Annotated in this window: 17 protein-coding genes and 3 pseudogenes; 11 read left to right on the top strand and 9 right to left on the bottom strand. The window is 63.4% G+C overall.

Going from position 1 to position 18,886, the window contains the following annotated elements; translation table 11 throughout:
• Positions 1 to 13: 13 nt before the first annotated feature.
• From kdpC to kdpF, 4 genes are read right to left on the bottom strand one after another with little or no spacing between them, the layout of a single operon-like run.
• The gene (gene kdpC / locus ABM562_RS02345; RefSeq protein WP_134061951.1) at positions 14 to 574 is read right to left on the bottom strand and encodes a potassium-transporting ATPase subunit KdpC; all 561 of its coding nucleotides are present in this window, start codon (positions 572 to 574) and stop codon (positions 14 to 16) included.
• 15 nt (positions 575 to 589) lie between these two features.
• Positions 590 to 2,644 carry a potassium-transporting ATPase subunit KdpB gene (kdpB, locus tag ABM562_RS02340; RefSeq protein ID WP_460420676.1) on the bottom strand — a complete coding sequence of 685 codons (2,055 nt, stop codon included), beginning with the start codon at positions 2,642 to 2,644 and terminating at the stop codon, positions 590 to 592.
• Positions 2,645 to 2,654: 10 nt separating this feature from the next.
• Positions 2,655 to 4,349, bottom strand: a complete 1,695-nt coding sequence (gene kdpA, locus ABM562_RS02335; protein ID WP_134061949.1) for a potassium-transporting ATPase subunit KdpA — start codon at positions 4,347 to 4,349, stop codon at positions 2,655 to 2,657.
• Positions 4,350 to 4,357: 8 nt separating this feature from the next.
• Positions 4,358 to 4,447 carry a K(+)-transporting ATPase subunit F gene (gene kdpF, locus ABM562_RS02330; RefSeq protein ID WP_036996387.1) on the bottom strand — a complete coding sequence of 30 codons (90 nt, stop codon included), beginning with the start codon at positions 4,445 to 4,447 and terminating at the stop codon, positions 4,358 to 4,360.
• A gap of 294 nt (positions 4,448 to 4,741) precedes the next feature.
• On the opposite strand from kdpF, the gene ABM562_RS02325 reads away from it, so the two are divergent.
• Positions 4,742 to 5,140, top strand: a complete 399-nt coding sequence (locus ABM562_RS02325; RefSeq protein WP_346617073.1) for a hypothetical protein — start codon at positions 4,742 to 4,744, stop codon at positions 5,138 to 5,140.
• A gap of 105 nt (positions 5,141 to 5,245) precedes the next feature.
• Here ABM562_RS02325 and ABM562_RS02320 read toward each other — a convergent pair whose 3' ends face one another.
• The 3 genes and pseudogenes from ABM562_RS02320 to ABM562_RS02310 form a co-directional block, all read right to left on the bottom strand.
• Complete coding sequence (locus ABM562_RS02320) at positions 5,246 to 6,934, bottom strand: putative bifunctional diguanylate cyclase/phosphodiesterase (RefSeq protein WP_115086157.1); 1,689 nt, start codon at positions 6,932 to 6,934, stop codon at positions 5,246 to 5,248.
• 22 nt (positions 6,935 to 6,956) lie between these two features.
• Positions 6,957 to 7,970: pseudogene (locus ABM562_RS02315) on the bottom strand (methyl-accepting chemotaxis protein); the annotation flags it as partial.
• Between the two features lie 270 nt (positions 7,971 to 8,240).
• Positions 8,241 to 8,405: pseudogene (locus ABM562_RS02310) on the bottom strand (PAS domain-containing protein); the annotation flags it as partial.
• A 383-nt stretch (positions 8,406 to 8,788) separates the two neighbouring features.
• Between ABM562_RS02310 and ABM562_RS02305 the strand changes: the two are divergent.
• The 7 genes from ABM562_RS02305 to ABM562_RS02275 all read left to right on the top strand — a co-directional run bounded on the left by ABM562_RS02305 (position 8,789) and on the right by ABM562_RS02275 (position 14,182).
• On the top strand, positions 8,789 to 9,103 hold the full coding sequence (locus tag ABM562_RS02305; protein WP_115086155.1) for a helix-turn-helix domain-containing protein: 315 nt from the start codon (positions 8,789 to 8,791) through the stop codon (positions 9,101 to 9,103).
• Between the two features lie 247 nt (positions 9,104 to 9,350).
• Entirely contained in the window at positions 9,351 to 10,661 is a 1,311-nt protein-coding gene (locus tag ABM562_RS02300; protein WP_038994418.1) for a C4-dicarboxylate transporter DctA, read from the top strand.
• Positions 10,662 to 10,730: 69 nt separating this feature from the next.
• The gene (locus tag ABM562_RS02295) at positions 10,731 to 11,435 is read left to right on the top strand and encodes a FadR/GntR family transcriptional regulator (protein ID WP_134061945.1); all 705 of its coding nucleotides are present in this window, start codon (positions 10,731 to 10,733) and stop codon (positions 11,433 to 11,435) included.
• A 16-nt stretch (positions 11,436 to 11,451) separates the two neighbouring features.
• Positions 11,452 to 12,138, top strand: a complete 687-nt coding sequence (locus ABM562_RS02290) for a GntR family transcriptional regulator (RefSeq protein ID WP_134061943.1) — start codon at positions 11,452 to 11,454, stop codon at positions 12,136 to 12,138.
• Between the two features lie 111 nt (positions 12,139 to 12,249).
• Complete coding sequence (locus tag ABM562_RS02285; protein ID WP_460420671.1) at positions 12,250 to 12,696, top strand: GNAT family N-acetyltransferase; 447 nt, start codon at positions 12,250 to 12,252, stop codon at positions 12,694 to 12,696.
• Positions 12,693 to 13,070, top strand: coding sequence for a DUF7079 family protein (locus tag ABM562_RS02280; RefSeq protein WP_115086152.1), 378 nt, complete (start codon positions 12,693 to 12,695; stop codon positions 13,068 to 13,070). Before ABM562_RS02285 ends, ABM562_RS02280 begins: the two co-directional genes overlap by 4 nt.
• Before the next feature lie 65 nt (positions 13,071 to 13,135).
• Positions 13,136 to 14,182, top strand: coding sequence for a hypothetical protein (locus ABM562_RS02275; protein ID WP_134061941.1), 1,047 nt, complete (start codon positions 13,136 to 13,138; stop codon positions 14,180 to 14,182).
• A 9-nt stretch (positions 14,183 to 14,191) separates the two neighbouring features.
• Here the strand turns inward: ABM562_RS02275 and ABM562_RS02270 are convergent, their stop codons facing one another.
• Positions 14,192 to 14,638 (bottom strand): PACE efflux transporter, encoded by a 447-nt coding sequence (locus ABM562_RS02270; protein ID WP_346617075.1) that lies wholly within the window; start codon positions 14,636 to 14,638, stop codon positions 14,192 to 14,194.
• Positions 14,639 to 14,760: 122 nt separating this feature from the next.
• Between ABM562_RS02270 and ABM562_RS02265 the strand changes: the two genes are divergently transcribed.
• The 3 genes and pseudogenes from ABM562_RS02265 to ABM562_RS02255 all read left to right on the top strand — a co-directional run bounded on the left by ABM562_RS02265 (position 14,761) and on the right by ABM562_RS02255 (position 17,707).
• Positions 14,761 to 15,645: a LysR family transcriptional regulator gene (locus ABM562_RS02265; RefSeq protein ID WP_134061939.1), complete on the top strand. Its 885-nt coding sequence runs from the start codon at positions 14,761 to 14,763 to the stop codon at positions 15,643 to 15,645.
• Positions 15,572 to 16,804 (top strand): annotated as a pseudogene (locus ABM562_RS02260) (cache domain-containing protein); the annotation flags it as partial. The gene ABM562_RS02265 and the pseudogene ABM562_RS02260, both read left to right, overlap by 74 nt.
• A gap of 117 nt (positions 16,805 to 16,921) precedes the next feature.
• Positions 16,922 to 17,707 (top strand): methyl-accepting chemotaxis protein, encoded by a 786-nt coding sequence (locus ABM562_RS02255; RefSeq protein WP_415842527.1) that lies wholly within the window; start codon positions 16,922 to 16,924, stop codon positions 17,705 to 17,707.
• A 54-nt stretch (positions 17,708 to 17,761) separates the two neighbouring features.
• Here the strand turns inward: ABM562_RS02255 and ABM562_RS02250 are convergent, their stop codons facing one another.
• Positions 17,762 to 18,826, bottom strand: coding sequence for a YkvI family membrane protein (locus ABM562_RS02250; protein WP_115086147.1), 1,065 nt, complete (start codon positions 18,824 to 18,826; stop codon positions 17,762 to 17,764).
• Between the last annotated feature and the right edge of the window lie 60 nt (positions 18,827 to 18,886).

Below are 18,886 nucleotides of genomic sequence, written 5' to 3'. Positions count from 1 at the left end.
TCACTGCCTGTCCTTATTTCGACGCCGGCGACAGCCGCTCAAGGGCGCTGTTCAGGGCCAATACATTGACCACCGGCGGGCCGATCAAGGGGTGCAGGGTGGACTGCTCGACCAGTACTTGCAAGGCCTCGGGCGCAACCTGGCGCGCCGCTGCCACCCGCGGCAGCTGGTAGGCCACCGCGGCTGGCGACAGGTGCGGGTCAAGGCCGCTGCCGGAGGTGGTCAGCAAGGCCAGCGGCACCGGCCCTTGTGCTTCGATGTACAACTGCGCAGCGCTGTTGGTGACCCGCTCGGCCAGCGCCGGGTTGCTCGGCGCCAGGTTGCTGGCGCTGCTCGATACCGTGGCGTAGTCGCCCGCCGAAGGCCGCGACTGAAACCAGCCCTCGCCCTCGAAGCGTTGCGCGATCAACTGCGAGCCACGCACCTGGCCCTGGTCGTCGCGCAGCAGGCTGCCATTGGCCTGCTCGGGGAAGGCCACTTGGGCGATGCCGGTGACCACCAGCGGGTACACCGCGCCGGTGATCAGGGTCATCAACAGGATCAGGCTCAGGGCCGGACGAATATGGGTAGTCATGATCATCTCCTTGGTTCAGACCAGCTTCAGGGCGGTGAGCAACAGGTCGATCAGCTTGATCCCGGCGAACGGCACGATCAGCCCGCCCAGGCCGTAAATCAGCAGGTTGCGGCGCAGCAGGTGGGCGGCGCTGGCGGCCTGCACCCGTACTCCGCGCAGGGCCAGCGGGATCAGCACAACGATGATCAGGGCGTTGAAGACGATCGCCGAAAGGATCGCGCTTTGCGGGCTGCTCAGGTGCATCAGGTTGAGCACGCCCAGTTGCGGGTAGATCGCCGCGAACAGCGCCGGGAGGATGGCGAAATACTTGGCCACGTCGTTGGCAATCGAGAAGGTGGTCAGCGCGCCACGGGTTACCAGCAGCTCCTTGCCGACCTGGACCACATCCAGCAGCTTGGTCGGGTCGCTGTCCAGGTCGACCATGTTGGCCGCCTCGCGGGCTGCCTGGGTACCGTCGTTCATGGCCATGCCGACATCGGCCTGGGCCAGCGCCGGGGCGTCGTTGGCACCATCGCCGCACATGGCTACCAACCGGCCGTCATTCTGCTCCTGGCGAATGCGCGCCAGCTTCTTCTCCGGGGTGGCTTCGGCGAGCACGTCGTCGACCCCGGCTTCAGCGGCAATGGCGGCGGCAGTCAGTGGGTTGTCACCGGTGACCATCACCGTGCGGATGCCCAGCTTGCGCAGCTCGGCAAAGCGCTCGCGGATGCCCGGCTTGACCACGTCCTTGAGGTGGATAACCCCCAGCAGGCGCTTGTCGACGCACACCAGCAGCGGCGTGCCGCCGCTCTGGGCGATCTTGTCCACTTCCCGGGCCAGCGGCACTGGCATTTCCAGGCGCTGCATGGCGACGAAAGCCAGCACCGAATCCACCGCGCCCTTGCGGTAGCGACGCTGCTGATAGTCGATGCCGGACAGCCGGGTTTCGGCGCTGAAGGCTACCGGTGTGAACTGGTCGGCCGCCGGTTCGTTGAAGTCATGCAACTGGCGCAGGTATTCAACGATCGACTTGCCTTCGGCGGTATCGTCGGCCAGCGACGCCAGCAAGGCGCCCTCGCCCAGCTCCCGCGCAGTGACGCCCGGTGCCGCATGCAGGGCGCTGCAGCGGCGGTTGCCGAAGGTGATGGTGCCGGTCTTGTCGAGCATCAGCACATGCACATCGCCTGCGGCTTCTACCGCACGGCCGGAACGGGCAATCACGTTAAGGCGTACCAGGCGGTCCATGCCGGCAATACCGATGGCCGACAGGAGGCCGCCGATGGTGGTCGGAATCAGCGTGACCAGCAGTGCCACGAGGAACACCAGCGGGATGCTGCCACCGGCAAAATGGGCGAACGGCTGCAGGGTCACCACGACCACCAGGAAGATCAGGGTCAGGCCGATCAGCAGGATGTCCAGGGCGATCTCGTTGGGCGTTTTCTGCCGTTTGGCGCCTTCGACCAGGGCGATCATGCGGTCCAGGGTCGACTCGCCGGGGTTGCTGGTGATGCTGATCAGCAGCCAGTCGGACACCAGCCGGGTGTTGCCGGTGACCGCCGAACGATCACCGCCGGACTCGCGGATCACCGGCGCAGACTCACCGGTAATCGCCGCCTCGTTGACCGCCGCGATGCCTTCGAGCACCTCGCCGTCGCCAGGGATCATCTCCCCGGCCAAGACCTTGACCACATCGCCCTTGCGCAGGCTGGTGGCCGGGACAATCTCGAAGCTGCCCGAGGCCGTACGGCGACGGGCACTGAGGCCCTGGCTGCCGGCCTTGAGGCTGTCGGCGCGGGCCTTGCCACGGCCCTCGGCGAGGGCTTCGGCGAAGTTGGCAAACAGCACGGTGAACCACAACCACAGGGCGATCTGCACCGCCACGCCGGTCGGCACGCGGCTATCGGGCAGCAAACACAGCAAGGTGGTGAAAATCGCGGTCAGTTCCACCACCAGCATCACCGGCGAGCGCTTGAGCTGACGCGGGTCGAGCTTGACGAAGGCCTGCACCAGCGCCGGGCGCCACAGAGCAGCAAAGGTGGTGCGCGCAGCCTCGGGGGCCTGCGCCTTTACTTCAGGAATCGGCATGTTCATCAGTTGTTCCTCACAAGCCCAGGCTCAGGTATTCGGTCACCGGCCCCAGGGCCAGGGCCGGCAAGAAGGTCAGGCCACCGACCAGCAGGATGGTCACCACCAGCAAGGTGACGAACAGCGGGCCGTGGGTCGGGAAGCTGTTCTGCCCCACCGGTGCGGATTTTTTCAGCGCCAGGCTACCGGCCAGGGCCAGCACCGGCAGGATGTAGCCGAAGCGGCCGATCAGCATGCCCAGGCCGATCATCACGTTGTGGAAGGTGGTGTTGGCACCGAGGCCGGCGAAGGCCGAACCGTTGTTGGCGCTGGCCGAGGTGTAGGCGTACAGCAGCTGGCTGAAGCCATGGGCACCGGGGTTGCTGATCGCTGCTGCCGGGCCTGGCAGGCTGGCCGCCAGGGCGCCGAGCACCAGCACGCCGACCGGCATCACCAGCAAGGTGGCCACCAGCAACTGCACTTCCCGCGCCTGCAGTTTCTTGCCCAGGTATTCCGGGGTGCGGCCGATCATCAGACCGGCGAGGAACACCGCGATCAGCACGTTCAGCAGCATGCCGTAGAGCCCGGCACCGACGCCGCCAAAAATCACCTCGCCAACCATCATGTTGACCAGCGCGACCATACCGCTGAGCGGGTTGAGGCTGTCGTGCATGTTGTTCACCGAGCCGTTGGAGGCGGCGGTGGTGGTCACCGTCCAGAGCACGCTGGCGGTGGTGCCAAAGCGGCTTTCCTTGCCTTCCAGCGGCGCGGTCTGCTCAACCAGCGGGCTGTTCAGCGTCGGGTTGGCCTGGTGCTCGCTCCACAGCGCGGTGCCGCCGCCGATCAAGAACAGCGCGAGCATGCCGGCGATGATTGCCCGGCTCTGGCGCATGTCCTTGACGTAATGGCCGAAGGTAAACACCAGGGCCACCGGAATGAGGATGATCGAGGCCACCTCGAACAGGTTGCTCCAGGCCGTCGGGTTCTCGAACGGGTGCGCCGAGTTGACACCGAAAAAGCCACCGCCGTTGGTGCCCAATTGCTTGATCGCGATCTGGCTGGCGGCCGGGCCGAGCGGTATGGTCTGGTCGGCGCCTTGCAGGGTCAGGGCATGCACGTAATCGGCGAAGGTTTGCGGTACACCCTGCCATACCAGCAACAAGGCCAGCAGCAGGCACAGCGGTAGCAGGCCGTAGAGGGTGGCACGGGTCATGTCGACCCAGAAATTGCCCAGGGTCCTGGCCGAACGGCGGGCGATGCCGCGGCACAAGGCAACCAGTACGGCGAGGCCGGTGGCGGCGCTGACGAAGTTCTGCACGGTCAGGCCGAGCATCTGGCTCAGGTAGCTGACCGAGGCTTCGCCGCTATAGGACTGCCAGTTGGTGTTGGTGACAAAGCTCACCGCGGTGTTGAACGCCAGCGACCACTCCTGCCCCGCCAGCTGCTGCGGGTTGAGCGGCAGGTAGCCCTGCAACAGCAGCACGGCGAACACCAGCACGAAACCGGCGAGGTTGAAGGCCAGCAAGGCCAGGGTGTACTGCTGCCAGCTCTGTTCCTTGCTGGCGTCGACCCCGGCCAGCCGGTAGCAGCCACGCTCGACCGGCCCGAGCAGCGGCGACAGCCAGGTGCGCTGGCCCTCCATTACCTTGAAAAAGAAACGCCCGAGCAAGGGTGCCGGGAGCAGTACCAGCGCAAAGAACGCCAGCAGCAACGCGTAATCGTAACTGTGCATGGTCGCTCCTAACCCCGATCGGCGCGCAGCAGCGCGACCAGCAGGTAGATCATCAAGGCCACTGCCAACAGCAGTGACACCCCGTCCAGAATGCTCATGAAAACTCTCCGTCCTTACGGCACGTGCCGCTGACGGTCATTGTCGGTAGAGGGGCTGTAAAGGGGCGAGATCGAGAGCCTGGGCCGGGCATAAAGAATGCGTAAATAACGCAACCCAGCGTCGCCTGGATTGCGACCGCTGCGCGCTCGATCGCGGGGCAAGGCCCGCTCCCACAGGGGCAGCGCATAGATATTTGTGGGATGTTTCCGATTCCGCCCAGCGGTGCGCCAGGTCGAGATTGTCGGTGCTAGGTTCCGGGCCTCTTTGCCTGAATGCATCTATGAGGCACAGCGATGATAGATATCAATACCTGGCCCCTGAACGCCCAGATCGGATTCGGCCTGGCGCCTTTCGTTATCGCGTTATCCGGCGTTGCCATCGACGTGCATATCGCCTGCTCACGACATTTCGAGGTGATGTGTACAGCGCTGCAGAACAATCGCGGGCTGGAGCAACAAATTCAGCTATGGGGACGCAGGGGCGTTATGTCACGCACCCTGGTGGTTGCATCTATCAGTGGCGCGCTAGCTTGGCCGAGCACCGGCATTGGCAGGAGGGTCCTTGAAGCGGAAGAAACTCACGAGCTTCCAGCCTACCTGCAGCGCCGAATGAAGGTGTCTTGCTGGTTGACTGTTGTAGGGGGCATCTGGCTGATGATCGGCGCCGGCTTGGTACAGTTGGGGAGGTACTAGTGAGCCCAGCGTCGCCTGGCTTGCGACCGCTGCGCGCTCGATCGCGGGGCAAGGCCCGCTCCCACAGAGGACCAGCGCTGGTAGGAGAGGATTCCAGGCCCGCCCCTACTGGATTTGCCACTGCAGGGGTTGCTGGTAATCGGCAACCCAGTCGATCACCTGCTCAGCCGGCATCGGCCGGGCGATGCAGTAGCCCTGGGCGACGTCGCAACCCAGGCCCATGAGCAATTGTCCATGCTCGACCGTCTCCAGGCCCTCGGCGATCACCTGGCGGCCAAAGGCCCGGGCCAGGCCGATCACGGCGCGGGTCAGGGCCAGGTCGTCCTGGTCATGGAGGATGTCGCGGACGAAGGATTTGTCGATCTTGATGGTCCGCGTCGGCAGGCGCTTGAGGTAGCTGAGCGACGAATAGCCGGTGCCGAAATCATCCAGGGAGAACTGCACGCCCAGACGCTGGCAGGCCTCCAGGCACTGGCTGACGCGCTGTATGTTTTCAATGGCGACCGACTCGACGATTTCCAGGTCGAGCATGGCCGGGGCTACATCCGGATGACGGCCCAGCAACAACTTCAGGCGTTCGACAAAGTCATCACGCTGCACATGGCGGGCGGCGATATTGACGCTGACCGGCCACTGGTGACCCAGCGCCTGCCAACGCTGCATCTGGCTCATGGCCTGATCGATGACCCATTCGCCGATCTCGACGATCAGGTCGGTCTGCTCGACCTGCGGCAGAAAATCGCCGGGCATGACCAACCCCTTGCTTGGATGCTGCCAGCGCAGCAACGCTTCGAAGCCGATGACCGCGCCGCTGTGCATGTTGACCTTGGGTTGGTAGTGCAGGCACAGCTCGCCCTTGTGCAGGGCCTGGCGCAGGCGCGCCACGGTCTGGTGGGTAGCCTTGACCTCCTGGTCCAGCGACACGTCGAACAGGTGGAAGCGATTGCGCCCGCTCTGCTTGGCCACGTACAGCGCCTGGTCGGCGTGGCGCACCAGGGTGTCGGTGTCTTCGTTGTCCTGGGGGAACAGGGTCACGCCGATACTGGCGCTGACGCGAATCTCCTGGTCGCGGATCTGGTAAGGCGCGGCTATCGCGGTCAGCACCCGGTCGAGCGCCGCCTGCAAATGCGCCGGGTTCTGCACATGGCGCAAAATCAGCACGAACTCGTCGCCCGACAACCGCGCCACGGCATCACCACCGCGCAGGATGCCCTTGAGGCGCGTGGCCACTTCGACCAGCAGCAGATCGCCGCTGGCATGACCGTAACCGTCGTTGACCGCCTTGAAGCCATCCAGATCGAGCATGCACACGGCCAGCGGAATGTCCTCGTTGCGCGAGAACTCCAGGGCCTGGTTGAGCAGGTCGGACAGATAGGCGCGATTGGGCAGACCGGTGAGCACATCGTGGCCCACCCGCCATTGCAGGGTGTGCAGCAGCTGGCGTTTCTCGGTGACGTCGAAGCGGATCGAGACGAACTTGCGCACCTTGCCAGTGGCCGGATCAATCAACGGCACCATGGTGCTGTCGACCCAGTACAACGAACCGTCCTTGGCCCGGTTGCAGATCTCGCCCTTCCACACCCGTCCGGCGACCAGCGCGCGCCACATGCCAATGAAGAATTCCGGGCCGTGCAGGCCGGAGTTGAGGATCCGGTGATTGGCCCCCAGCAGTTCCTCGCGGCTGTAGCCGGAGATGCTGCAGAACTGCTCGTTGACGTACGTGATCCGGCCACTGAGGTCGGTTTCGGAAAAGATCGCGGCGGCATCGACAGCCGCGCGGTAGTTATCGTCCATGAATTCCTCTGCACCCTGGTGGTTAGCGATTGAAACGCTCGACCAGGGCCCGCAGGCCCGAAGAAATGCTTTCCAGCTCGGTGCCGCGGCTGGCCGCGGCATTGGCGTTGCGCGCGGTGGCCTGCACCGTGCTGGCAACGTTGTTGATCTGCTCGGAGACTTCTTCGGCCACCGAGGATTGTTCTTGCGAGGCGGCAGCCATCTGCTGGCTCATGTCGCTGATGCGCTCGACGGCGGCACGAATGCCCTGCAAGGCGCGCTGCGCCTCCAGCACCTGGGCCACGCCCTGCTCGGCCTCGTGGATGCCGAGGCTGGCGATGCTCACCGCTTCGTCGGCGCCGCTGCGCAGGTTCTCGATGATACCCTGGATCTGCACGGTCGAATGCCGGGTCTTGGCCGCCAGGGCGCGAACCTCATCGGCGACCACGGCAAAGCCACGACCCTGCTCGCCGGCGCGGGCCGCTTCAATGGCGGCGTTAAGTGCCAGCAGGTTGGTCTGTTCGGCAATCGCGCGGATCACTTCAGCGGCGAGCATGATGTCCTGGGTCTGCCCGGCCAGGTGGGTGACCGCCTGGTTGATCTGGCTGACAGTATTGGCCAGTAACTGGATGGCCTCGCGGCTGGTGCCGGCGACCTGGCTGCCCTGCTCGGCCAGTTGGTTGGCGGTCTGTGCCTGGACTGCGGTCTGCTGCACATGCTCGGCCACCTCGCCGATGGACGCGGCCATTTGCGTCATGGCGGTGGCGGTCATGTCGATTTCGGCGCGCTGTTCAAGCAGCGCGGTTTCGGTGCTGCTGGACAGGCGACTGGAATCGCTGGCGGCTTCGGCCATCTGCGTGGCCAGGTCGCTCAGCCGGGTGAGCGCGGTTTTGAGCCGCGCTTCTTCGCTGATCAGGATCATCTGCAACTGCGCCGCCGGGCCCAGTTGATCGCTGTAGGTCAGGGCGCTGATCTGATCGGCAAAGGTGTTGTTCGAGCACGCCACGATCTGCCCGAGTTGGCGGCCCAACCGGTTATGGGCCCAAAGGCCGATCATCGCGAACAGGCCAAGGGTGATGCCCTGGCCCGGCCAGCCCGGCAGCGCCTGGTTGGCCGCCACTGCCAGCGCGCCGGCAGCCAGGGGCAGGCTCATCACCTGGCTCAACTGGGCCAGACGGCGCCCGGCCGAGACCGCCGGCTTGCCTTCACGCAACCGCGCATAGAGTACTTCGGCGCGGCGCACCTGCTCGCGGCTCGGCTTGACCCGCACCGACTCGTAGCCGACCAGGCGGCCGTCTTCGAGTATTGGCGTGACATAAGCGCTGACCCAGTAGAAGTTGCCGTTCTTGCAGCGGTTCTTGACGATCCCCATCCAGCTCTGGCCGGCCTTGAGGTACTGCCACATCAGGGCAAACACCGCCGGCGGCATGTCCGGGTGGCGGACCAGGTTGTGCGGGCTACCGATCAACTCGGCCTGGCTGAATCCGCTCATGGCGGCGAATTCGGCATTGCAGTAGGTGATGTTGCTGGCGATGTCGGTGGCGGAAATAAGCCGCTGATCCTCGCCGAAAGTCTGTTCGACCGAGGTGACCGGCATGTTGAGACGCACGATAAAACTCCATTTGCAGTGGTCTGCCAGGTTGTCCTGTGCAGCGCACAAACCATTCGTCCGACACCGAGATCAGCCTTCTGCTGGGGTGCTTTGCTGAAGAGTCTCAGCTGGCTCACCCCGGTTGAAACTCGATGGCTTTTGACCTGTCCAAACGATCAATTCTACGAATTACATCACATTATGCAAACAAAGGTGATGAATTGTGGCGTTGTCTCTTGCGGATAGATATCGTTAAGTTCTTGATTCTAAATGGGAATTAAGCGATGACAATTTCAAGTTTGGGTTCGGCCATCAGACGCTACCGCAAGGTAGCCGGGCTCACTCAGGCTGAACTTGGCGAGAAAACCGGTTTTGACCCCAAGACCATCAGTCGCTTCGAAACCGGCACCTACACTCCCAGCGTGGAAGCCCTGCTGACCTTTGCCGAGGTACTGGGCATCAAACTCAAAGCCTTCTTCGCCGAGCAGGACGACGAAGACGAGCAACGTGCCTACCTCTTTGGTGTCATTCACAAGGCCCCACGCCAGGACCTGGGCAAGCTGATTGCGGCGGTAGACCTGGCCTTGTCCAAGCCTTAGTCCCGGCAACACGGAAAAAGCGGCAGGCCGAACCTGCCGCTTTTTTCTGCCCGCGCATTGCACCTCAACTGGTCAGACCGGTAAAGCCAATTCTTGCCCTTTCGACCGAAAACCCCTTGCAAAGCTGAAAAATTCGCGCCTACACTGACCCCGCACTGGACATACCGGTAAGACCACAATAATTAAGTCCTCCGCTCTTTCGCCCCTCGTGGCATCGAAGCAGGGACACCGACCAGAGATCCCTCCCATGCTCAAATGGTGCTCGCGTTCGATCTTCCTCCAAGTGGTGTTGGGCCTTGTGCTAGGCATAGCCTGCGGCCTGAGCTTTCCTGAAGTTTCCCTGCAACTCAAACCCCTCGGTGACGGCTTCATCAAGCTGATCAAGATGTTGATCGGGCTGATCGTGTTCTGCGTAGTGGTCAGCGGCATCTCCGGTGCCGGCGACCTGAAAAAGGTCGGGCGCATCGGCCTGAAATCGGTGATCTACTTCGAAATCCTGACCACCATCGCCCTGGTGATCGGCCTGGTGTTCGCCTTTACCTCCGGCATCGGCAGCGGCGCCAACATTCACCTGGACCAACTGGCCAGCAGCGAAGCCAGCAACCTGGCCGAACGCGGCCAGCACATCCACGGCACTGCCGCGTTCCTCATGGACCTGATTCCGACCTCGGTGGTCGGTGCCTTTGCCGACAACAACATCCTCCAGGTCTTGCTGTTTTCGGTACTGTTCGGCAGCGCCCTGAACCTGGTGGGTGAAGCGGCCTCGGGCATCTCGCGGCTGATCAACGAACTGAGCCATATCATCTTTCGCATCATGGGCATGATCGTACGCCTGGCACCCATCGGCGTATTCGGCGCCATTGCCTTCACCACCAGCAAATATGGCCTGGAATCGCTGCAGCACCTGGGCGGCCTGGTCGCCTTGTTCTACCTGACCTGCACCGGCTTCGTGCTGCTGATCCTGGGCACCGTGATGCGCCTGTCGGGGCTGAAGATCCTGCCGTTCATCAAGTACCTGCGCGAAGAGCTGACCATCGTCCTCGGCACCGCCTCTTCCGACGCCGTGCTGCCGCAGATCATGCGCAAGCTCGAGCACCTGGGCATCGGCAGCTCGACGGTAGGCCTGGTGATTCCTACCGGTTACTCGTTCAACCTCGACGGTTTCTCGATCTACCTGACCCTGGCGATCGTGTTCATCGCCAACGCCACCGGCACACCGCTGGCCATGACCGACCTGCTGACCATTCTGCTGGTGTCGCTGATCACCTCCAAGGGCGCCCACGGCATCCCCGGCTCCGCCCTGGTAATCCTGGCCGCGACCCTGACTGCCATCCCGGCGATCCCGGTGGTCGGCCTGGTGCTGGTGCTGGCGGTGGACTGGTTCATGGGCATCGGCCGGGCGCTGACCAACCTGATCGGCAACTGCGTGGCCACCGTCGCCATCGGCCGCTGGGAAGGCGATATCGACATGGAGCGGGCCAACAATGTGCTGTCGGGTAAACAGGGCTTCGGCTTTGCCCAGCGCAAGACCCCGAATGCCCATCAACAAGAGTTCTGAGCAATAGGGCCGGCAGCCCCACTGCCGGCCACAGGAGCAAACCATGCAAGTGTTCTCATGGAGTGAACAATGATTACTTCATCGACAGTAGTGAACTCAGTGGTGGAAAAACTCCGCCAGGCCCTGGCCCGCGGCCAGTGGCGTTCCGGTGACATGCTTCCGGGCCAGCGTGAACTGGCCGAACAACTGGGCATCAGCCGACCGAGCCTGCGTGAAGCGGTGACCGTGCTCGAGACCCTCGGCCTGGTGCGTTCGATGCCAGGCAAGGGCGTGCTGGTGCTGGACGCCGATGCGGCAGAAACCGCCATGCCCCAGAGCGGTGTCGCCGAGGCCAGCCTGGAAGACGTGCTGCAACTGCGCTACACCCTCGAACCCTTCATCGTCGGCCTGGTGGCACAGTCGATCAGCAGCAAGGAAATCGGCCAGTTGCGCCTGACCCTTATGGACATGCGCGAAGCGCTTGAGGCCGAAGACAGCGAAGCCGGGGTCAACGCCTACATCGCCTTCCACGAAGAGCTGTTCACCCTGACCGCCAACCCGATCTTCCAGAGTGTGGTGCAACAGACCAGCAATGCCCTCAAGCAAAGCGCCGCAGTGCTGCGCAACTCGCCCGAGCATCTGGCGGCAAGACTTGAGGAAAACGAAGCGGTGGTGCGCGCCATCCGCAACAAGAACAGCGCCCAGGCCAGCGCGCAGATGCGCCACCATATCCTCCAGGAAGGCCGGCGCATGGGTATCGAACTGAACATCCCGGACGATCATCCGGGCAACTGACCCCAGGAGTGCGACCATGAACGCCAGCGCCCACGCCCATGACACCGCCCTGCCCTCGCTGCTCGCCCAGGGTGAGCGCCGATTGTCGGCCGAGCAGATCTACCCGCGCCTGTTCGATGCCATCCTCGAACAGCGCCTGGCCCCTGGCAGCGCCTTGACCGAACAAGCGCTTGGCGATGCCTTCGGGGTCAGCCGCACGGTAATCCGCCGGGTGCTCGGGCGCCTGTCGGATCAACAGGTGATCGTCCAGCGCCCAAGCCACACCGCGCGCCTGGCCGCACCCGACCCACAGCATGCGCGGCAGATCCTCAGCGCCCGGCGCCTGGCCGAAACCACCCTGATCAGCCTGGCGGCCAAACGTTCACGACCGGCGAAGATCCGCCAACTGCGCGAGCTGGTGGCCCGCGAGCGTCAGCACCATGAGCAAGGTCAGCGCTGCACGGCGATTCGCCTGGGTGGCGAGTTTCACCTGAAACTTGCGGAAATGGCCGACAACGTGCCGTTAGCGCGTTTTCTCAACGGCCTGGTACCGCAAACCTCGCTGATCATTGCCCAGTACGAAGCACGGCCGTGCAGCCATTGTGCCTGGCAGGAACACGCGGCGATTATCGATGCGCTGGAGGACGGCAATGGCGAGGCCGCGTTGGCGTTGATGCATGAGCATCTGGACCATATCGAGGCCAAGCTCGACCTGGATGATTGAGGATTTTCACCGGGAACAGCGGTCTGGTGTAGGAGCGGGCCTTGCCCCGCGATACGATGTGGCAGACAGGACGTTATCGCGGGTCAAGCCCGCTCCTACACATAGATGAGCATGCTGATGAACGAAAGGATCACCCCGGTAGACCCCGACCAGTACCCGACCCTGACTGCCGTCTGGGAAGCCTCGGTACGCGCCACCCATGACTTTCTGCCCGAAGGCTACGTCGACCAGCTGCGCCCGCTGATCCTCAACGACTACCTGCCCGCTGTCGAGCTGCGTGCCTGGCACGACAACCAGGGCCAGATCCTCGGCTTTGCCGGGGTCAGCAAAGGCAAGCTGGAAATGCTTTTCGTCGATCCGCAAACGCGCGGCCAGGGCGTCGGCAAGGCCTTGCTCAGGCAAGTAATCAGCGAACTGGCCGTGCGCGAAGTCGACGTCAACGAGCAAAATCCCCAGGCCGTCGGCTTTTATCTCAAGCAAGGCTTCGAACAAGTAGGCCGCTCGGCCCGCGATGGCCAGGGCAACCCCTACCCGCTGCTGCACCTGCGCCTCAAATGACGCCGCAGCAGCGCCGCCAGGTGCAAGTGGCGATGTCCGATGCGTTCGTCGACACCCACATCGAATACCTCTGGATCGCCCGCCACCTCGTTGGCTTTGACCGCGAGCTGCTGAAAGAAATCTTCTACAGCGAAGTCGCCCCCGCCTGCTACAGCAACATCATGACGCCAGTACCGCCGATCTGGACCGGCTTCGACGAAACCTGGCTGCACGAGGAGATCGAGCAATCCCTGCAAGCCCGCCGCGACAGCTGGTGGCGGCGCCATATTGACCGCGTGCTGAACGCCACCTGGGTGTGGTTTTTCTGCCGGGAAATCTGGGCAGAGATCGTCGAGGCGCTGGATCAGGCCGAGGCCGAACAGCAGCCCGAGTGACGGCACCTATACTCAAGTAACCACCGCGTTCGACCTTTCCCAAACCACAAGGGGGCTGCGAGTTGATGCCGCGTTCCCCGCTCATCGCCCTGTTGCTCGCCTTTTTACTGGCGCTGGGCGGCTGCGGCTCACGGCAAAAGGCCCCGGAACTGCCGCCCATCCCGGTCAGCGCCGCGACCTGGCAACAGATCGACCGGGACATCATCGACGCGTCGCTGGCCACCACCAGTTCGGTCAACGACTATGCCCGGCGCTCCATGCGGGTGTGGAAGGAACGTGTGCAGCAGTACACCGAAAGCGACTTCATCCCCTGGTTCACCGGTTATTGGACCCAGCAATGGCTGACCATGAAAGTGGCCTGGTACAAGATGAACAGCGGCGACGGCAAAGACCCGCCGGAAAAACGCCTGGCCCTGTACCTGCAGCAGCAGTACCACGAGCGGGTGCTGGACCCGGTGGCCAAGGAAATCGACCCCGAAGCCATTCGCGACCGGGCCATGGAGCTGTATATCCAGCTGCTTGGCCAGCAGTTGCAGCAGATTGCCCAGCGCTACCGCGCGCCACCCGAGCAGTTCAACCTGCACCTGACGCGGATCCAGGCCATCGGCCTCGGGCCACCGGCCAATAACAACGCTTCGCTTCATCAACTGCTGTACAGCAAACCGCTGGAGCAGCAACCCGCTTATGCGGCGCTGATCAAACGCATGCACAGTGCCGTGCGCGCCGGCACCCAGCGCTCGGACATCGGCTTGTCATCGGTCGCCCGGCAAGCCAGTGAAAAGCTCGGCGCCACCCTGGCGCCACGGGGCATTGCCAGCGCAGTGGCGGCGGCCGTCGGTCGCGCGGCGGGCACGGTGATTTCCCTGGCGGCAACCGGTATCGGCGTCATGACCCACAACCGTGAACAACCGGCGATGATCGAGCAGCTGCGAGTGATCCTCAACGTGGCACTGAACGAGGAATGGCGCGAACTGATGGAGAACCGCAAGACCGGCGCCATGGCCGGGGTCTACTACCTGTCGGGGGAGATAGAAGACAGCCTGCTGGCCGCCGAAGGCCCCGAGCGCGAGCCACAGCCCGCCGCCCAGGTGATCACCCTGCCCGCCCAATAAAGGCGCGGTTTACGCGGCGACGCGGTTGTCCGGCTGGGCCTGGGCCGAGGTCGGCAAGCCGAAGATCCGGTCGAACAGCCAGTTGTAGATGAAGGTGTAGCACGGGATGAGAATGATAAAGGCCAGGTCGACGACAAAGGCCTCAAGCAGGCTCATGTCCAGCCACCAGGCAATCAGCGGAATCAAGTACACCACCAGGGTCAGCTGAAAGCCGATCGCATGCGCCAGCCGCCGGGCAACACTTCGACCGCGCTTGGCCTGACGGCTTTCCCAGTACTCGAACAGCGTGTTGTAGATGAAGTTCCAGGCCATGGCGATGGTAGTGATCATTACCGCCAGCGGCCCGGTATTGCTCGGCGCGCTGTCGGCCAGGTAGGCCAGGCCCAGGGTCGACATGCACAGGCCGATCAGTTCATAGGCGGTCACATAGACCAGTTTGCGTTTGACACCTTGCACGTTGCTAACCTCGGCTTTGCATAAAAACGCCGCCCCTTGGGGCAGCTGAGGCGGGCAAGCATGCGTCAATCTTCTTGACAGCCAAAGTCAGCAGTTATCAGATTGGCTGATAGGAGATTGCCATGAACTTTTCCAGCGACAACATCGAACTATTTCTCGCCGTGCTCGACCGCGGCTCGTTTTCCGCCGCCGCCCGGGCTTTGGGCCGAGTGCCTTCGGCAGTGAGCATGGCGATCGGCAACCTCGAAGCGGAGCTGGGCTTCACCCTGTTCGAACGCACCCACCGGGAAACCCGCCCCACCGCCATGGCCCAAGCCCTGGAACCCCACGCACGGATGATCGCCAATCAGCTCGGGCAGTTGCAGGTGCATGCACTGGAGTTGTCCCAGGGGCTGGAAAGCACCCTGAGCATCAGCGTGGTACCGGACATCGACCACACGCGCCTGCTGGCAGCGATCAGAACCATCAGCGAGCGTCATCCCCTGTTGGATGTCGAGGTGCTGACGACCCCGCAGGAAGATGCCCTGCAACTGCTGCACGACGGCCGCGTCAGCCTGTGCCTGGCCTTTGCCGGGCTGGCGGTGGACGCCCGGCAGCGCTTTCAGAACATCGGCATGGAATCGCTGGTGGCCTGCATCGGCCCACAGCACCCGGCCCTGCAGCAACGCCCACGGCAAATCGTCTACCTTGAAGACCTCGCCAACGTAAGGCAGATCCTGGTAGCCAGCCGCGACCTGCCGCTGAGCGACACCCGCGCCCTGATCGGCAAGGCGCACTGGCGCACCGACAGCCTGGCCATGGCCATCGAGATGGTCGAAGCCGGCCTTGGCTGGGGCGACTTCCCGTTGTCGCGCGTGGCGCCTTTATTGGGCGCGGGACGCCTGGTGCGCCTGGATTTCAGCAACACCCGCAACGAGCTGCAACTGCCGGTGCATGCGTTCTGGCGCCAGCACCAGCCGCTGCAAAAAGCCGCCCAGGAACTGGTGCGTTTACTGGGCGTGCAGTAACGCACCGGGCTGCAACACGCACGCCAGAGCAGGCCGTAGGAAAATCCTGTCAGCCCCTGCGGCAAAACTTCCTATCAATTTTTCAGTTTCGCGGCCGATACCCGTCTGGATAGGTACGAGCACACGCCAAAAGCGCCGCTCGGCACTCCTCTTTACTGGCACAAGGTCTCGGAACATGAACCTGAAATTTCGCCACAAGATCCTGCTGTGCGCCTGCGGCGTCGTGGTTCTGGCATTTGCACTGTTCACGCTTTACAACGATTATCTGCAACGCAGCACCATCCGACAGAACATCGACTCGTCGGTCAAGCAGGCCGGCGCGCTGGCCGCCAGCAGTGTGCAGAACTGGATGAGCGGACGCATCCTGGTCCTGGAAAACCTCGCCCAGGACGTCGCCCACCAGGGCGCCAACGCCGACCTCCCGGGGCTGGTCGACCAGCCTTCGTACACCAGCAACTTCCAGTTCACCTATGTCGGCCAGTCCAACGGCGTGTTCACCCAGCGTCCGGACGCGAAGATGCCCGACGGCTACGACCCGCGCCAGCGTCCGTGGTACACCGCTGCCGTGACCGCCAACCAGACGATGCTGACCCCGCCGTACATGGCCGCGGTCGGCGGCCTGGTGGTCACCATTGGCATGCCGGTGAAGAGCAAGGCCAACGGCGAGCTGCTCGGCGTGGTCGGCGGCGACCTGAGCCTGGCAACCCTGGTCGACATCATCAATGCCGTGGACTTCGGCGGTATCGGCCACGCCTTCCTGGTCGACCGTAACGGCCAGGTGATCGTCAGCCCGGACAAAGACCAGGTGATGAAGAACCTCAAGGACATCTACCCGGGCAGCAACCTGCATATCGCCCCGGGCACCCACGAGGTGACCCTGAACAAACAGGACCGGATCATTTCCTTCGCCCCGGTCAGCGGTCTGCCGACGGCTGACTGGTACATCGGTCTGTCGATCGACCGTGACAAAGCCTACGCAGGTCTGAGCCAGTTCCGCACCTCGGCCATCATCGCCATGTTGATCGCCGTGGCTGCCATCGCAGGCTTGCTGAGCCTGCTGATTCCAGTGCTGATGCGTCCGCTGACCACCATGGGCCGTGCCATGCAGGACATCGCCCAGGGCGAAGGCGACCTGACCCGCCGCCTGGTCGTCGAGAACAAGGACGAGTTCGGTGAATTGGCCGGTGCCTTCAACCAGTTCGTCGAGCGGATTCATGCCTCGATTGCCGAAGTGTCCTCGGCCACTCGCCAGGTTCACGACCTGTCCGAGCGCGTGATGAGCGCCTCCAACGCTTCGATCACAGGTTCCGAAGAGCAAAGCATGCGCACCAACAGCGTGGCCGCAGCGATCAACGAGCTGGGCGCCGCCACCCAGGAAATCGCCCGCAACGCCGCCGACGCCTCGCAACACGCCAGCGGCGCCAGCGAGCAGGCCAACGACGGTCGTCAGGTGGTGCAGGAAACCATCTCGGCAATGACTTCGCTGTCGCAGAAGATCAGCGAATCCTGCGAGCAGATCGAAACCCTCAACGCCAGCACCGATGACATCGGCCAGATCCTCGACGTGATCAAGGGCATCTCCCAGCAGACCAACCTGCTGGCGCTCAACGCTGCCATCGAAGCGGCCCGTGCCGGTGAAGCCGGGCGTGGTTTCGCCGTGGTTGCCGACGAGGTCCGCAACCTGGCCCACCGCACCCAGGAGTCGGCCGAAGAAATCCACAAGATGATCACCACCCTGCAGGTCGGTTCCCGCGAGGCGGTGCACAACATGAACGCCAGCCAGGTCTCCAGCGAAGAAAGCGTGCTGGTCGCCAACCAGGCCGGCGAGCGCCTGAGCAGCGTGACCCAGCGCATCGGCGAGATCGACGGCATGAACCAGTCGGTGGCTGCCGCGACCGAAGAGCAGACCGCCGTGGTCGAAAGCCTGAACCTGGACATCACCCAGATCAACGTGCTGAACCAGCAAGGCGTGGCCAACCTCAATGACACCCTGCGTCATTGCGATGCCCTGGCCCAGCAGGCCGGGCGCCTGAAGCAACTGGTCGACAGCTTCAAGATCTGACACGCGTAAACAACAAAGGGGCCATTTGCGGCCCCTTTGCTTTACCCCTCCCCGCTACACCGCCAGCACCCGCTTGGCCCGCCCCAGGCGCAACCAGCCGATCAATACCGCCAGCATCAGCACGAAGCCCAGGTAACCGAAGAACGGATAGACCTGGCCGACCAGGCTGATAAAGCCGATCAGGCTGCAGACAAACGCCGCCACTCCCGCCGCCACCGAGCCCAGACGAAAACTGCGGGTGCCCGCCGGCAACAGCCGCGCCAGGAACGAATACAACGTGCCCACTGCGGTGTTGACGATCATGCCGAAGATGATCACGCACATGATCACGCCCAGTGCCGGGGAAATTTCGCTGGCAATCGACAGCATCGGCATCGGCAGATCGGCGACGGTATCCAGGCGTGACAGCAGCCCTGCGCTCATCACCAACATCAGCCCGCCCAAGGCCGCACCGCCAAGAATCCCGCCCCAGATCGCGGTCTTCTCCAGGCGTGCCGAGCCGCCGAGAATCGCCAGGATCGGCGCACCGGCGACGATGTTGTACGACACGTACAGGAACGCACCGAGCAACCAGTGGCTGGTGCCCGCCTCCTGCTGGCTGGCCACCTGGTCCAGGGCGGCAAAGCTCAGCTCGCGGGTGAACACCGCGTACAAGGCAATGGCCGTGGCGATGAGGATCAGAAACGGCGTCACCGCACCGATCAGCAGGATCACCTTTTGCACATCCAGGCACACCACCGCCACCACCAGCACGGTGACCAGCATGCTACCGGCCAGCGCCGGAATGGCGAACTGCTGTTCCAGCAAGGCCCCACCGCCAGCAAGCATCACTACGGTGACCGCGAACATGAAGAAGGTGATCAACAGGTCGACTAACAAGCCCAAGTGGCGCCCGCAGATGGCATACACCACATCCTTGTGCGAGGCCGCCTGCAAGCGATTGCCCAGCCCGGCCAGGGCCATGCCGAGGAAAGTGAACAACGCTGCGCTGACCAGCGCCCCGAGCAGGCCCCAGAGGCCGAAGTCGACAAAGAACAGCAACAGCTCCCGCCCCGAGGCGAAACCCGCGCCAACGATCACGCCGATAAAGGCGCCTGCAATTTTCAGCTGCTCTTTCATTTTCAACCCTCTGGTATCGATGGCCCTGCCCGGGCCTTGTTGTTGTTTTTACCCAGTGTT

The organism is Pseudomonas sp. ZL2 (assembly GCF_054788455.1).
This window is presented reverse-complemented; position numbering and strand designations above follow the sequence as displayed.